The sequence below is a fragment of the Marivirga sericea genome, assembly GCF_900177665.1.
GTDB lineage: Bacteria > Bacteroidota > Bacteroidia > Cytophagales > Cyclobacteriaceae > Marivirga > Marivirga sericea.
The window spans coordinates 401,185-415,900 of the sequence record NZ_FXAW01000002.1 but is presented as its reverse complement, the minus strand read 5'-3'; the positions used below and the strand labels follow the sequence as shown (position 1 = coordinate 415,900).

The following is a 14,716-nucleotide window of genomic DNA, read 5'->3' as shown; positions in this document are numbered from 1 at the left end:
CCAATATATATCTCAGCGTATAAGGAGCCGAAGCTTTTTCGACTGAACTGCAATTTTATTGGATAATCTATATTCTATATAAAGTACTGAAAAATAGAGAAATAGTTTAGTTCCATCTATTAATACAAAATAAAAAAGCCATTCAATAGACTATTGAATGGCTTTCAAACATGATTTTATCCTATTAAAATTCTTCCTCTTTATTCTTCTTTTTATTAATGGCGCCAACAATTAATGCTCCAAGTGCATACAGGACTATTTTCCATAAAAACCCTAATGCTTGAGCTTGTAAGGTATAGCCTTTTTGAATTCCATCGGCCATATTATCCATCATTTCATTACTTCCTCCACCAAAAGTTTCCATGGCCTTCATTGTAGTTTCCATTTGAATATCTACCAAAATAGGTATTATTTCAGGGTCAATATAATTATACAGTACAAAATCGAATACTGTACCTATGAATCCTCCAATCGCAAAAATGACTAAAGCATGCAGAAAGGCACTTTTAAAGCTCAAATATCCCCCAAGCTTACTTCTTAAATCTCTCCCTGCAAAAATTCCAAACCCAATAAAAATAGCCAACCATAAAACAGAAATATATTGACTCACTATGATAGTGATATCAATAATGTAAATAAGTAAAGTTATAATGATTAGTATCAGTCCAAAGATTGCTCCCCACTTTAAGCCATGCTGAGTATTATTTACTTCTATTTCTTCATTTTCCATTTTAATTCAATTTAGGTTATAGTTTATGTTACTGACAATTATTCTTGTTTCTGGAATCAATAATATAAATTATTTTCCAATTTTCATCAATTTTGATAAACTGAAATGAATTGATTCCACAGTGGCTGAGTTCATTTCCTAAATAGAACTTATATTCCATCCAGGCTGTAGCCACAGATCCGTCAGAGAGGATTCGTATATTGCTTACCTCTTCATTCCAAACTTGTCCTGTATTTTGAGCAACCGCATTTAGCCAACCGGAAGCTCCATTTAGTTGAGTCACATTATTACCGTTTTCGCTCACATTCAAGCTTTGCATTCTTACATCTGGGTGCATATAGGGTGCCATTTTCGAAGTATCGGATTCACGCATGCCGTCAAAGACGTCTTGGATAATCCTTACTATTTCAGCAGAATCCGCTTGAAAATCCTGAGAAAAACCAGAAAAAGAAAATGAATAAGTAAGCGCGACTACTAATGCAATTGACTTCATATTTATAGATTCAAATGGAAATTCAGAAAATAGTTAGATCAATACAATAGTATTTACACAAGTGGTAAAACTTCGGTGTTCTATATCAAATTACATCTTCGAAAAATGACCACACAAAAGCTTTTGGAATGGGGCTCACTACATTAAAAGGCTCTTTTTTCACTGGATGTTCAAAACTAATTGCTCTTGCATGCAGTGCTATGGATCCATCTTTGGTGGGTTTTGGAAAACCATACTTTACATCTCCTATAATAGGACATCCTATCCTTGCCAATTGCACTCGGATTTGATGAGGACGACCGGTATGTGGCTTTACTTCTATCAGGTTTCTATCCCCCAGGGCACGAACCAATCGGTAAGAAAGTGTCGACTTCAGCCCTCCTTTTTTATCGCTCATGTGCGCATGAGTTAAGTTTTTAGTAGTGTCCTTTTTGAGCCAATGGGTAATAGTATCCTCGGTTTTCGGTGGCCTTTTTTCGGTTATGGCCCAATATGTCTTATCTACCTTACCATCATGAAACAATTTAGAAACTCTTTCTAACGCTTTTGAAGTTCTGGCTAACACCAGTGTCCCACTTACTGGCCTGTCGATCCTGTGGGGGGTTCCACAAAACACCTTCCCTTGCTTACTATATTTTTTAGCTATATATTCTTTAGCATGTTCGGAAATAGGCGTATCTCCCGTCTGATCGCCTTGCACTAACATACCAGAAGGTTTATTTACCACCAGCAGGTGATTATCTTCATACATTACTATCTGTAAAAACTCTTGATAATTCATAAGGACAAAAGTCGGAAAATTTGGGTATATAACATATTGTCAATGAAGGAAAGTTTGAAGTAGATTGATGCTCGTGAAGTGAGGTAATAGGAAAGCTAGCACCTAGATTCTCGAAACTAGGTGCTAATATTTGCCTTAAAATTCAGATTGAAAGTGAAATTCAACCTCAGGAAAATTATCCTGAACCATTTGAAGCCATGACTTGGTCTCGGCCATAAAAACCATTTTCCCATCCTTATCTCTAGCGATATGACGGTATTTTGACTTCACAAATTCATCTAATTTCTTTTTATCGGTACTGCTGAACCAACAAGCTTTATACAGATTCATGGGTGCAAAATCGCAGGAAGCACCGTATTCATTCTTCAATCGATGTTGAATTACTTCAAATTGGAGATTCCCTACTACCCCCACTACCTTTCTGGCTCCCATTTCAAAAGTAAATAGCTGCGCTACACCTTCATCCATTAACTGCGTAAGACCTTTATCCAATTGCTTGGTTTTCATAGCGTCTTTATTAATTACTTCTCTGAAAATTTCAGGTGAGAAAGATGGAATTCCTTTATAAATACCTTTTTCTCCTTCAGATAGAGTATCTCCAATTTTTAAATTTCCAGTATCAAATAAACCGACAATATCTCCTGGATATGCTTCATCTACTGTTTCTTTGTCCTGAGCCATAAAGGCTGTAGCATTGGAAAACCTAAATTTTTTATCATGTCGCACATTCAAATAACTACTTCCTCTTTGGAATTTTCCCGAGCAAATTCGCACGAAAGCTATCCGGTTCCTATGCTTTGGATCCATATTGGCATGAATCTTAAATACAAAACCAGAAAATTTATCTTCATTCGGCTTAACGATACGTTCCTCCGTGGCTCTTTCCTTTGGTTGTGGCGAAATATTGATGAAAGTATCCAGCATTTCTTTCACACCAAAGCTATTGATAGCTGAACCGAAAAATACTGGTGCCACTTTACCTGACAAATACTCTTCCTTATCTAATTCAGGATAGACCCCCTCGATAAGTTCAACATCTTCCCTCAATTGATCGGATAATGACTCTCCAATATTTGCATTTAATCTTTCATCGCTCAAATCCTTGATTTCAATACCCTCTGCTGTTAGCTGCTGCTTACTTGGCTTAAAAAGTAATAAATTTTTGCTGAATAGATTATAAACTCCTTTGAAGGTTTTGCCCATTCCGATTGGCCAAGTCAATGGACGAACCTGGATGTCTAATTTCTCTTCTATTTCATCGAGTAAATCATAAGGATCTCTTCCTTCTCTATCTAATTTATTGATGAAGCAAATCACAGGAGTATTCCGCATACGGCAAACTTCCATCAGTTTTTCCGTTTGTTGCTCCACCCCTTTTACGCAATCAATCACCATTACCACACTATCTACTGCTGTTAAAGTTCGGTAGGTGTCTTCTGCAAAATCTTGGTGACCTGGCGTATCAAGCAAGTTGATTTTCAAATCCTTGTATTCAAAACCCATTACGGAAGTAGCCACAGATATACCTCTCTGCTTTTCAATTTCCATCCAATCGGATTTAGTAGCGGTATCAATCTTATTCGACTTCACCGCCCCTGCTTTATTAATAGCACCCCCGAAAAGTAAAAGTTTTTCTGTTAAGGTGGTTTTACCTGCATCTGGGTGGGCAATGATGCCAAAAGTTCTTCGCTTGCTAATCTCTTGTTCTAACTTGTTCATATGGATTTCTCAATGAGAATGCAAAATTACAAATAATGATTGGCAATTAGAATGGAAAAGCCAAATGAAAGAAAAAGATTCAAAGAATTGACATTGGAAAACCCCTTGAATCTATCTCATATTAAAATTTGAAATTCAAGGATAAGATAAAATTCCGCCCCGGAGCCGACATGCCTGAACTATAAGGCCTATAGCGTTGATCCGTTAAATTCTCTACCCCCACATTTAAGCCGAAATCTTCTAATAACTGATAGCTCATTTTAAAATTTAGTGTGTACCAAGCAGGAGCATACGTATTACCATTTTCATCTAAAGCGTAAATCTCCGTTTTTCTTCTTTCTTCCACAGCCATTTCTGAATGCGGTCTCTCCGCCTGATAATTGGCATAAAGTTGTACATTCCAATCCCCGGATTTAAAATTCAAGCGAGTTGTTCCAAACAAGGGCGGTGCATGCCTAGATGGACTGACAGAGCCATCATCCAATTCCTCCTCTCCTATTTGATAATTTAAATCTGAAGATAGATTTATTCCTCCAGGAAATTTCATCTCCATTCCCGCTTGAAGCCCGTAAACATTAGCAATAGCTGCATTTTGAATGGACTGTACTTGACTTCTTTCCCCATCAAAAATGATACTATCTTGCCCATTCAACTGAGAATTCCTTCGAACCATAGCGTTGTTAAGTATGGTATAATAAGCCGTGAAATCCACTTTCAAAAAATCATTGAACACTTTTGCTATTCCAACATCCCAATTGTAAGCATATTCTGCAGTTAAATTCGGGTTAGGAATAACTACTGCTCCAGGCTCTGAATCGAATATTTTCCCCACATCATCTACATTGGGCGCTCTAAAGGCAGTAGCAAAATTAGCATTGACCGACCAGGAATCTCCTGGATGATAAACCATGCCCAAACTTCCCGTTAAAGCCCCATTATTAATATTGGCTTTCGTAAAAGGGAATGAATAAAATGTGGTGTCAAATTCAGCATCCAATAAAAAGTGATTATATCTTATCCCGCCTTGCAATGTGAAATCATCCGATGGCTTAAATTCATAGTTTGTATAAACCGCCATCGAACTCCAATTAGATTGAGGGTATCTCGAAGGTGAACTAGCAAAATCTCCTATTAAGATATTTTCTTGTTTACCATTTGATTCAACATTATTCAAAATATACTCTGCACCATAGAAAACCGTACTTTTCTCTCCTAACTTTTTAATAAAATCAATATTGGCTGAATAAGCATCTACTTTTTCTGCTCTGATTCTTCTAATCTCACTTTGAAAATTCCGGTCAATTCTGCTTTCTTCAAACTGCTGCTGGGCTAAGCGAATTGATAATTGGTCAAAGGTTTTGGTCTCTTTTGAATGTGTTATATTCAAATTATTCATCATCCATTTTTGAGGTCCATATTTCCATTCTGCATAACGTGGCTCACCATTCATTACCCTATTAAGTCGGTCATATCGACCATAATCCGAAGTCTCAGAATAATGAAATCCATATTGAAAATCCCAGCTTTCATTAGGCTGAAATCTGGCTCTTTGCATGAAATTCTTTTGAGTGTAAGCAGTAGGATTTTGAATTAAAGGATCCTCTTGTTCCACCAGCCTGTCTTCTCCTTCAATTCTTTCTACATGATAAGTTTTAAGATAATCATCTGGACCATTCCTGCCTTGCCTTAAATGGTCGTAATCCCATCTACTGGCACTGGTCACAAAAGCCCACTTTTTCCAGCCATATTTTACATCTGCATGTAGAGTTTTCTCATTATTAGCTGAAGAAAACCGGGTATTCATTTTTCCGGAGATTAAAACTTCACCAGAATCCGAAAATTTCGGACTTAAGGTTTGAAAACTCATAACACCTCCAACTGCATCACTTCCGTAAATCACAGAACCTGGCCCAAACACAACTTCTGTATTCTCAGTAGCAAACGGATCTAAACTGATGACATTTTGAATATTCCCGCCACGGAAAATAGCATTATTCATTCTTACTCCATCTACTGTATACAGCAAACGATTGGTGGCAAAACCTCTGATCATAGGACTTCCACCACCTTGTTGACTTTTTTGAATATAGACCTTGCCAGAAACCGCTAATAAATCGGCTGCGGTTTGAGGGTTTTGTAGTTCTACTTCCTCTGGTGAAATAGTCGTTACTTTTGAAGGTATATCTCCAGTATTCTGTCTCCAGCGAGTTGCAGAAACAATAACCTCATTCAGATTGAAATTATTGGCTTTGAGCTTAATAATAAAATCAGAAACCTTTATTTCCTCATAACTTAGGACCTTCAACTGGTATCCCAGTCGTTGAATCTGAATTTTTTGTGCGCCACTAAAAGTTGAAATATCGGCCTTCCCTTCTTTATCAGTGCTAATGAATTCGTTTGTTTCTTCACTGACAATGGTTACCATTTCAATAGGCTCAGAAGTATTGGCATCTTTAATCGTAATAGTTTGAGAATAGGCAATAGTAGAACTACCCAAAAACAAACAGAGCAATAAAATATTCCTCATTATAAATTTTTAGTTTATAAATAGTTTAAAAAATAGAAGGCTTTGCTGAGCAGAGGATGATAACAATCCAATTTAATCAGTAAAGCAAAAGAAATATCTAAACTATTTTTTGAGGAGGTGGAGTAGGTATAGGATTAATATGTATTTTGGAAATAAATCGATAATCAGTTATCGGATTTGAAATTTGAGTAAATTTCAGTGCTTTCCATTGAAAGCTTTTTTCTGAAAATAAAGTTTGATAAAAAGAAATCAGCTTTTGTTCCTTTTCTTTTTTATCAGGATGATTTCCTAATAAATTATTGACCACTTCAGTCAAATTTTTATTTAATGCTGTCTCTTCGTGATCCCACCAGCACCAATATTTAACACTATCAGCAGTTTCTTCATATTCGACCACATCATACATCTCTTCTTGAAATTCAAACTCTTTAGAATGCTCCCACTCTAGTCTTTCCTTAGCCTCAACTTTACTTAGATGGATCATTACCAATTCAGATTTATCAATACCGTCAATAATTTCCCACTTCACTTCTCTTTTGAGCTGCTTCTTTTGATGGCTCAAATAAACATAAGTCACCATGGCGGGCGCTATGAGGCAAAAAAGAAATGATATGAGAATAAACTGCTTTTTCACGTTGACAAAATCATAATATGTAAATTTAATGATTTTTGTCTGATTCCTCAGTGATACTAAATACTCTTCCATAAATGGTCGTTGTAGAGCTTAGACTTTGTAGGACGCTTGATAGCAATCAGATTTGAGGATTAATTAAAATAAATCATTAACTTAAATATCAAATCTAGAAGCTTAGGAAAATGAAAGTAAAACCAACAAAAAAATCATACGAATCCGATGAATTAGTAGTCGATTGGCAACCTTCACTGTGCATTCATAGCGAAAAATGCTGGAGAGGTCTCCCAGAAGTATTTAGGAAGGACGAAAAACCATGGGTAAAAACTGATGGTGCAGATGATCAAAGGATTATGGAGCAGTTGAAATCTTGTCCGTCAGGTGCTCTTTCAGGTTATTGGAAAAATCAAAAGCAAGAATCGGAGACTAAAACAGCCTCCACAAAAGTTGAAGTGAGTAAAAATGGACCTTTGATGGTGAAAGGAACTATTGAAATAAAACACTCGGATGGCAACAGTGAAATAAAAGAGAAAGTAACCGCTTTTTGCAGATGCGGTGCATCAAGCAATAAGCCTTTTTGTGATGGCAGTCATCAAAAAGTAGGCTTTGAAGGATAGAAAGAAAGCTTTAAAATAAAGCTTTCTTTCTATTTTTATCTTAATTCAATTTAAAGTAAATGGGAATATTCATTTTCACCCTAACGGCTTGACCTCTTTGTCTGCCAGCCTCCCATTTCGGAGCATTTTCAATCACGCGGGTAGCTTCTCTATCAATTCCTTCGGAAACGCCCTTTAAGATTTCTACCTCCGTCAAGGAGCCATCCTTTTCGATTACGAAGGATAAAACCACGCGTCCTTCAATGTTTCTTCTTTGTTCAGCAGCGGGGTACTCAATAGCGTTGCCAATATATTCATAAAAAGCATCCATGCCTCCTTGGAATTTCGGATTTACTTCTAATCCAAAGGTCCCATGAATACTGTTATCTTCTACCTTTTCCTCAGGCATTTTGAAATCTTCACCGAGATCTAGTAAATCTTTTATATCACGCTTTTCCTTTTGTTCTGCTTGCTTTGCCAACTCCTTTACTTCCACAATATTCACCTCGGCTGTAGGTTGTGGCAATTTTGGGGGCTTGGGCTTGGGTGGTTGTGAGGTCCGGAGCACATCCTCATTCAGGAATACATAAGGCTCTTCATCTGGCAAATCAACTTTATCCTCTTCATGGATAAAAACCTTAAATTCGAAAGCAATAAAGCATAGACTAATTGCTATAACTAATCCAATATTGAAAAACAAAGGACGTTTAGCATACAATTTTCGAGTAGCATTTTTGAAATGTTCCATAGTGAATAATCATTTAGAGTTCAACATGATTATTCATACACCTGACACTATAACGCAAGAAAATTGCATTAAGTATGGCTTATTAGAACATTTTCAATGCTTGTTAGCCAATTGCCCACAAGCCGCATCTATATCTTTGCCACGACTTCTCCTCACGTTGACAATTACGCCACGATCTTCCAAGAAGGCCGCAAACTGATCTAACTTATCTTCTTCTGTGTTGGTAAAGTCTGCTTGTTCTATTGGATTGTACTCAATTAAATTAACTTTAGCAGGAACATATTTGGTGAATTGCCACAGCTCCTTTGCGTCTTCTAAACTATCGTTAAAATTATTGAATACACAATATTCAAAAGTGACTCTATTTTTCGTTTTGTTATAGTAGTATTCTAGTGCTTCCCTTAAAACAGGCAAATTATTACTGTCATTAATGGACATAATAGTGCTACGCTTTTCATCATTGGCAGCATGTAAAGAAAGAGCTAAATTAAATTTAGCATCATCATCGGCTAATTTCTTAATCATTTTGGAAATCCCTGCCGTAGAAACTGTTATTCGCTTTGGAGACATGAATAAGCCTTGTTCGGAAGTGATATGCTCAATGGACTCCATCATATTTTTATAGTTCAGGAGCGGCTCGCCCATTCCCATATAAACGATGTTAGAAAGTGGCATATCATAATGTGTTTCAGCTAACTCCTTGATCATGACCACTTGATCATAGATCTCAGCAGCTTCCAAATTACGCATTCTTTTAAGATAGCCCGTTGCGCAAAACTTACAACTTAGGGAACAGCCGACTTGAGAAGAAACACAAGCGGTCATTCTGTTCTCGGTAGGAATTAACACACCTTCTACCTCATTCCCGTCATGCAAGCGAAAAGCTACTTTTATGGTTCTGTCAGAGCTTAATTGCTTAGAAGCAATTGTGATTCTATTGATGCAATAGTTTTCGTCTAGCCATTCTCTCAAATTTTTAGAAAGATTGGTCATCTCTTCAAATGCTGAGGCAGATTTCACCCAAAGCCATTCATAAATTTGTTTGGCTCTAAAAGCTTTTTCTCCAGATTCGGTTAAATCTTTTGCTATAGCATCAATTGACATTTTCCGGATGTCCTTTTTGCTAAGATTAACCTCAATTACTTCTTTCTCGATATGGACTGCTTTCTCTTGCATGATACAAAATTACAATAATCAGCAGACATAAGCCTAATGAAGTAACATTAGTTCAGGAATTCTAGGAGAATTGTAACATTAAGCGAATAAATCAATTTCTTTGGCGATCCCTCTCTCATCCAAAACACTTATTTTCTTTCCATTTAAATCGATTAACCCTTCTTTTTTAAAGTCAGATAAAAGACGAATCAAAGTCTCTGTGGCAGTTCCAACAATTTTCGCTAAATCTTCACGAGTCAAAGCAATATCAATTTCCGTTTTATGATCACCATCTATACCATAAGAGCTTTTAAGCATCAATAAAGTAGTAGCTAAACGCTGCCTAACGGTTTTATTGGCCATATCTGCCATTTTTTGCTCCATCACACCCAAGTCATGACAAACGGCTTGCATTAATTTATTTTGAAACTGTTGGTCTTTGGAAACAAGATCAGTGAAACTACTTTTTGGGATAAAGCAGACTTTAGCATTTTCTAATATTGTAGCTGAAGAATTATAATTTTCACCTGAAAGCAAGGCTCTATATCCCAAGAAATCACCTTCTTGAGCCAATCGAACGATTTGCTCCCTACCAGAATCATCAGTTTTGTAAATCTTCACTTTACCTTCACTAATGCAAAAGAGCCCCATTGGTTGAGTACCTTCTAAGAACAATACTTGTCCCTTATTGTGCGCTAAAGTGCTCTTATGATCACTCAGGGTGCACAATGCATCTTCTGGAACTCCGTTAAACATTGATTTACGCCTACTAAGGCATAATTCACAGGGTATATTTTTTACTTTCTTAGACATTTCTAAAAAACTTATAGTACGCTCAAAAAATTAGTCGCGGTCTGTTTACATAAATATAACACAAATTTTGATTACAATAAAAAACAGTTCAATATTTGCCCGTAAGGATTCTATGAAATTTCATTAAATTGCATAAACCAATTTTTTTTAACCCTATGAAAAAAGGACTTTTAAGTGGTATCATATTAATTGCAATAGGAGCATTTACTATCTACTGGGCAATGGATCATAGCCCGAACGCTTCTATAGGAGAAAAAGTTAACGATCTATTGAAAGAAGATGCCTATAGAATGAGTGAAGCTTGGTATTATACTTCCTTAGTAGCAGGAAGTATTATTGCATTGTTAGGAGTTCGAAACTTACTAAAATCGTAATAAAAATATGGTCTCAAAAGAATCTTAATTCCTTTGAGACCTCCGTTTTACATATTTCCGAATGCCTTTATCACTCCACCTCTCAATTCAGGATGGTTGAAATAATGCATAATTGTCTGTGCTATTTGCTCAGGCTTTACCCAATTATCAAAATTCATATCAGGCATAGCTTCTCTATTCGGTGGTGTATCAATAATACTTGGTACTACCACATGAGCACTTATTTGATGTTCTGAAAAATCAGCGTTTATAATATCTGCCAAGCTAAAGATTAACTGTTTTGCCAAACCATATGAAACTACATTCTTCAAATCAGAAGGAGATAAAACAGGTTTAGCTCCTATTAAAAATATTTGACTTCCTTTCGGCATTTTTTCCAATAGAGGTTTCACCAAATTGAAGGCCGTATCAAAATTAAGCTTGATTTGTTTGTGAATATCCTCAATGCTCACATCCTTGATGCCTCCTCCAGCATAACCTCCGACTGTTAGAACTGCTCCATTAATCTCCCCGTATTTGTCATGGGCTTTATTAACCGCATTTTTTGCAGCTTTTGGATCCATTAAGTCGATCGCTACTTTTTGAAAATCATCTTCAGGATTTTGGGTGTTTTTTTCAAATCCAAAAAGACCAAAGATCTTATGCCCTTCCGACTTTAAATTATCAATTACTGCGCTCCCTAAATTTCCGTCTGCACCACTTACTACTATATTCATAATCTATTTCAATTTATTTTTCAAATGTTATACCTTCAGGACTTGCTCCAAGCATTTCTAAATGTTTACTCACATCTTTCACCATGGCATCAGGCCCGCATACATAAAAATTTTGAGTGAAATTTTCCAAGTGAGATTTCAAAAAATCCATATCAACTATTTTATTCTCATGCCCTTCAATATTTTGATGAGTGAGCGTAGAAATGAAATTATCCCCTAAAATATCGTTAAAATAAGACTCCAGAATTACATCATCTCCAGTTTTGTTAGAAAAAATCAATTGATTTTCTCCAATCTTATTATTCTTTTCAAGACTTTTAAAAATAGCGATAAAAGGAGTAACTCCAGCCCCACCTGCAATAAAGGTTCCTGTTCCTTTATATTCTATAGCTCCCCAAGCATCATCAATTATCACTTCATCTCCTTCTTCTAAACTATCAATTTCATGAGTAACACCTTCATGATTATGGTATGTTTTAATTACAAATTCAAGGTGCTCGTCTTCGGGTAAAGAGGTAAAGGTAAATGGCCTTTTTTCTTCTGTCCAGCCTTTTTTGTTAATGGCTACCTCAGTGGCTTGCCCTGGTTTGAAGTGATAATCTTTAGGTTTCTCTGTTGTAATTTGCTTCACATTATGCGTTAAAGACAACACATCAGTGATTTTTACGGTATATCCCATTTCTATCAACTTTTGATTCCTTAATAGAAACGAATTCAATAAAATTTGTTTAGGAATATAGCAAGCTATTCATTCAACTTTCTGACAATGGCCTCTAAATCAATATCTTCCCAATTTTCCAAAATATCCGCTTCTTGCATTACATCATCCATAATGGCCTGTTGCTTTTTTCCAATTCTATAAGCTTCTGAATATCTAAGATCGCTAAAGGTAACCATGGAATATAAAGGGATCCACTGCTCAGGAAACTTCTCATGAAGCTTGGCCTCAATCTTTTTCTGAATAAGGAATTTTTCATCTGCTACTAGATCTCTCATCTCCACAAAATTATGCAAGGCTAAATCTGCTATCGCATCTCCATCTTTTTTACGGATCTCCTGATAATCCGCCAAGGTCTTTTCCCAATCGTCTTTGTGTTTGTTCAATAAAGAATTTAGCTCCCAACAATCTTCAAATCCTGCATTCATACCCTGACCGTAAAAAGGGACGATTGCATGCGCTGCGTCACCGATCAAGACACAGTTATTTCTAACCCATGGCTCGCATTTTACAGTCACCAATGAAGAAGTGGGATTTTGGAAATATTCTTCCTGGATATTCTTCAAGTGTGGTAAGCTATCAGGAAAGGTATTCTTAAAAAAGTGTAATACTTGCTGAGGGGTTTGTAAGCTTTCAAAAGAAGGCTGACCTTCGAATGGAAAAAACAGTGTACAGGTAAAACTCTTATCTAAATTTGGCAAAGCTATTAGCATGTATTGTCCTCGTGGCCAAATATGTAAGGCATTGGGTGCTATTGCAAAATCACCCTCTTCAGTTGCTGGAATGCTTAATTCTTTATATCCATGGGGAATGTAGTACTGTTCATAATTAAAGCGGTCAGTTTTAACCATTGCTTGACGCATCTTAGAAAAAGCTCCATCAGAACCGAAAAGCAGATCAAATTGCATGGTCTTTTCAGAATTTTGCGTTTCGAACGTAACGCTGGTCCCTTCCAAATCTACGGATTTACAAGCATGTTCAAATTTGATTTCAACTCCCTCAGCCTCTGCTTTACTCAATAATATTTTATTCAGATTTCCTCTAGAAACGGAATTGATATATTGACCTTCCTTTCCGTAAGGCTGGAAAGTGAGTTCTCCATGCTGGCTATGCATCATCCTACCTTCCATGGGCAACATGATCTTCTCTACTTCCTCAATAATGCCAATATCTTCTAATGCCTTTATTCCTCTTCTGCTTAAGGCCAAATTGATTGAGCGCCCTGAATCTGAAGAAGATTTCCGCATATCGTCTCTTTTCTCATAAAGGCTTACTTTATAGCCTCTTTTTCTTAAGTAAATACTTAACAGTGCTCCTACTAAACCTGCACCTAGAATTCCGATATGTTTTATCTCTTTCTTCAAAATCAGTCTATTTTACGGCATTAACTGCGTCTCTCAGCTTTTCAATAAATTGGTATTGCTCCTCAAAGGTGTTATATAAAGGCACAGGAGCTAACCGAATAACATCTGGCTCTCTCCAGTCTCCCAGTACACCCCTTTTCATAAGCTCATCAAAGAGAGGCTTTCCATATTTTAATAAATATAAGGATAATTGACATCCTCTACTTTCAGGCTCCTTGGGAGTAAGGATTTCAAATATTTTATCCTCTTTATTGAATTCATTGATTAAATATTCAAGATAGCCAGTTAGCAAAATGCTTTTCTTTCTTAAAGCTTTCATTCCTACCTCCTTAAATACTTCTAAGGATGCATAATGAGCTGCATGTCCTAGAACATTTGTATTGCTCAACTGCCAGCCATCAGCCCCTTCCATTGGGATAAAGCCTTTTTTCATTTTAAAACGCTCTTCTTCATCATGACCCCACCATCCGGCTAAACGAGGCAAGTCCTTATCATGTGCAAATCTCTCATGTACATAAACTCCTGAAACATTTCCCGGACCGGAGTTCAAATATTTATAAGTACACCAAGTGGCAAAATCGACATCCCACTCATGAAGTTTTAATTCAATATTTCCGGCAGCATGGGCAAGATCAAAACCAGCATAAGCTCCAACATTATGTGCCGCCATGGTAATTTTCTCCAAATCAAAAAATTGACCTGTATAATATTGTAAACCGCCCATCATCACCAGGCAAAGCTCATTTTGGTGCTCTTCAATAGTAGAAATGATATCTTCTGTCCTTAATGTATCCTCTCCTTCTCTCGGTGCAATTTCAACTAACGCTTCCTCAGGATTAAACAGTTTCTGCCCTCCGTGATTTGCATGAAAGTTAAGTTGAGATTCAAAAACATACTGATCTGAAGGGAAAGCTCCTTTTTCTACGATAATCTTAAATTTTTTTGTGGTAGGTCTATAAAAGGAGACCAGTAGTAAATGAAGATTTACTGTAAGATTATTCATCGGTACCACCTCTATTGGTTTCGCACCTACTATCTCAGCTATTGCTTCTTTTCCATACTCATGGTATTTGTACCAAATATTATCTTTCTTTTTATTGAAATGACCTTCCACACCGAAAAGCTCCCAATCTTTCATCTCCTTTTCAATAAAAGAGCGAGTTCTTTTGGGCTGCAAACCCAATGAGTTACCCGTATAATAAATGACTTGCTGGCCATCTATAATAGGCATATGAAATTCATTCCTATATTTCTTTAAAGGATCCTCTTGATCCATTCTCTTTGCGTACTCAAGCGTATTCTGATAATTTTCTGCCATTCTTTGAATTAATGTATATTGATAAATCTAGAT

At 36.5% G+C, this 14,716-nt stretch carries 15 protein-coding genes; 2 read left to right on the top strand and 13 right to left on the bottom strand.

Annotated features, from left to right (window positions below; translation table 11 throughout):
- Positions 1–184: 184 nt before the first annotated feature.
- The 6 genes from B9Y84_RS07125 to B9Y84_RS07100 form a co-directional block, all read right to left on the bottom strand.
- Positions 185–730 (bottom strand): DUF4199 domain-containing protein, encoded by a 546-nt coding sequence (locus tag B9Y84_RS07125; protein WP_085516389.1) that lies wholly within the window; start codon positions 728–730, stop codon positions 185–187.
- 28 nt (positions 731–758) lie between these two features.
- On the bottom strand, positions 759–1,223 hold the full coding sequence (locus B9Y84_RS07120) for a nuclear transport factor 2 family protein (protein WP_085516388.1): 465 nt from the start codon (positions 1,221–1,223) through the stop codon (positions 759–761).
- Positions 1,224–1,308: 85 nt separating this feature from the next.
- Positions 1,309–2,004, bottom strand: coding sequence for an RluA family pseudouridine synthase (locus B9Y84_RS07115; protein ID WP_085516387.1), 696 nt, complete (start codon positions 2,002–2,004; stop codon positions 1,309–1,311).
- Positions 2,005–2,139: 135 nt separating this feature from the next.
- Positions 2,140–3,723 carry a peptide chain release factor 3 gene (locus tag B9Y84_RS07110; protein WP_085516386.1) on the bottom strand — a complete coding sequence of 528 codons (1,584 nt, stop codon included), beginning with the start codon at positions 3,721–3,723 and terminating at the stop codon, positions 2,140–2,142.
- 121 nt (positions 3,724–3,844) lie between these two features.
- Positions 3,845–6,250, bottom strand: a complete 2,406-nt coding sequence (locus B9Y84_RS07105; RefSeq protein ID WP_085516385.1) for a TonB-dependent receptor — start codon at positions 6,248–6,250, stop codon at positions 3,845–3,847.
- A gap of 97 nt (positions 6,251–6,347) precedes the next feature.
- The gene (locus tag B9Y84_RS07100; protein WP_139827971.1) at positions 6,348–6,956 is read right to left on the bottom strand and encodes a hypothetical protein; all 609 of its coding nucleotides are present in this window, start codon (positions 6,954–6,956) and stop codon (positions 6,348–6,350) included.
- Positions 6,957–7,066: 110 nt separating this feature from the next.
- Here B9Y84_RS07100 and B9Y84_RS07095 point away from each other — a divergent pair, with 110 nt between their 5' ends.
- Entirely contained in the window at positions 7,067–7,498 is a 432-nt protein-coding gene (locus tag B9Y84_RS07095; RefSeq protein ID WP_085516383.1) for a (4Fe-4S)-binding protein, read from the top strand.
- Positions 7,499–7,538: 40 nt separating this feature from the next.
- Here B9Y84_RS07095 and B9Y84_RS07090 read toward each other — a convergent pair whose 3' ends face one another.
- The 3 genes from B9Y84_RS07090 to B9Y84_RS07080 form a co-directional block, all read right to left on the bottom strand.
- Positions 7,539–8,225 (bottom strand): energy transducer TonB, encoded by a 687-nt coding sequence (locus B9Y84_RS07090; RefSeq protein ID WP_085516382.1) that lies wholly within the window; start codon positions 8,223–8,225, stop codon positions 7,539–7,541.
- A gap of 93 nt (positions 8,226–8,318) precedes the next feature.
- The gene (rlmN, locus tag B9Y84_RS07085) at positions 8,319–9,401 is read right to left on the bottom strand and encodes a dual-specificity RNA methyltransferase RlmN (protein WP_085516381.1); all 1,083 of its coding nucleotides are present in this window, start codon (positions 9,399–9,401) and stop codon (positions 8,319–8,321) included.
- Between the two features lie 78 nt (positions 9,402–9,479).
- Positions 9,480–10,193, bottom strand: a complete 714-nt coding sequence (locus B9Y84_RS07080; protein ID WP_085516380.1) for a Crp/Fnr family transcriptional regulator — start codon at positions 10,191–10,193, stop codon at positions 9,480–9,482.
- Positions 10,194–10,348: 155 nt separating this feature from the next.
- Between B9Y84_RS07080 and B9Y84_RS07075 the strand changes: the two genes are divergently transcribed.
- Positions 10,349–10,567: a hypothetical protein gene (locus tag B9Y84_RS07075; protein WP_085516379.1), complete on the top strand. Its 219-nt coding sequence runs from the start codon at positions 10,349–10,351 to the stop codon at positions 10,565–10,567.
- Between the two features lie 47 nt (positions 10,568–10,614).
- Here B9Y84_RS07075 and B9Y84_RS07070 read toward each other — a convergent pair whose 3' ends face one another.
- The 4 genes from B9Y84_RS07070 to kynU form a co-directional block, all read right to left on the bottom strand.
- Positions 10,615–11,283, bottom strand: a complete 669-nt coding sequence (locus B9Y84_RS07070) for an SDR family NAD(P)-dependent oxidoreductase (protein WP_085516378.1) — start codon at positions 11,281–11,283, stop codon at positions 10,615–10,617.
- 13 nt (positions 11,284–11,296) lie between these two features.
- Positions 11,297–11,962 (bottom strand): FAD-binding oxidoreductase, encoded by a 666-nt coding sequence (locus B9Y84_RS07065; protein WP_085516377.1) that lies wholly within the window; start codon positions 11,960–11,962, stop codon positions 11,297–11,299.
- A 65-nt stretch (positions 11,963–12,027) separates the two neighbouring features.
- Complete coding sequence (locus B9Y84_RS07060; RefSeq protein ID WP_085516376.1) at positions 12,028–13,365, bottom strand: FAD-dependent oxidoreductase; 1,338 nt, start codon at positions 13,363–13,365, stop codon at positions 12,028–12,030.
- 7 nt (positions 13,366–13,372) lie between these two features.
- Positions 13,373–14,683 (bottom strand): kynureninase, encoded by a 1,311-nt coding sequence (gene kynU, locus B9Y84_RS07055; protein WP_085516375.1) that lies wholly within the window; start codon positions 14,681–14,683, stop codon positions 13,373–13,375.
- Positions 14,684–14,716 lie beyond the last annotated feature (33 nt).

Coding starts and splice junctions, on each gene's coding strand:
- B9Y84_RS07070 (WP_085516378.1), bottom strand. CDS start 11,283: ATGAATATAGTAGTAAGTGGTGCAGACGGAAATTTAGGGAGCGCAGTA.
- B9Y84_RS07115 (WP_085516387.1), bottom strand. CDS start 2,004: ATGAATTATCAAGAGTTTTTACAGATAGTAATGTATGAAGATAATCAC.
- B9Y84_RS07095 (WP_085516383.1), top strand. CDS start 7,067: ATGAAAGTAAAACCAACAAAAAAATCATACGAATCCGATGAATTAGTA.
- B9Y84_RS07110 (WP_085516386.1), bottom strand. CDS start 3,723: ATGAACAAGTTAGAACAAGAGATTAGCAAGCGAAGAACTTTTGGCATC.
- rlmN (WP_085516381.1), bottom strand. CDS start 9,401: ATGCAAGAGAAAGCAGTCCATATCGAGAAAGAAGTAATTGAGGTTAAT.
- B9Y84_RS07065 (WP_085516377.1), bottom strand. CDS start 11,962: ATGGGATATACCGTAAAAATCACTGATGTGTTGTCTTTAACGCATAAT.
- B9Y84_RS07075 (WP_085516379.1), top strand. CDS start 10,349: ATGAAAAAAGGACTTTTAAGTGGTATCATATTAATTGCAATAGGAGCA.
- B9Y84_RS07080 (WP_085516380.1), bottom strand. CDS start 10,193: ATGTCTAAGAAAGTAAAAAATATACCCTGTGAATTATGCCTTAGTAGG.
- B9Y84_RS07120 (WP_085516388.1), bottom strand. CDS start 1,223: ATGAAGTCAATTGCATTAGTAGTCGCGCTTACTTATTCATTTTCTTTT.
- B9Y84_RS07105 (WP_085516385.1), bottom strand. CDS start 6,250: ATGAGGAATATTTTATTGCTCTGTTTGTTTTTGGGTAGTTCTACTATT.
- kynU (WP_085516375.1), bottom strand. CDS start 14,683: ATGGCAGAAAATTATCAGAATACGCTTGAGTACGCAAAGAGAATGGAT.
- B9Y84_RS07125 (WP_085516389.1), bottom strand. CDS start 730: ATGGAAAATGAAGAAATAGAAGTAAATAATACTCAGCATGGCTTAAAG.
- B9Y84_RS07100 (WP_139827971.1), bottom strand. CDS start 6,956: ATGGAAGAGTATTTAGTATCACTGAGGAATCAGACAAAAATCATTAAA.
- B9Y84_RS07090 (WP_085516382.1), bottom strand. CDS start 8,225: ATGGAACATTTCAAAAATGCTACTCGAAAATTGTATGCTAAACGTCCT.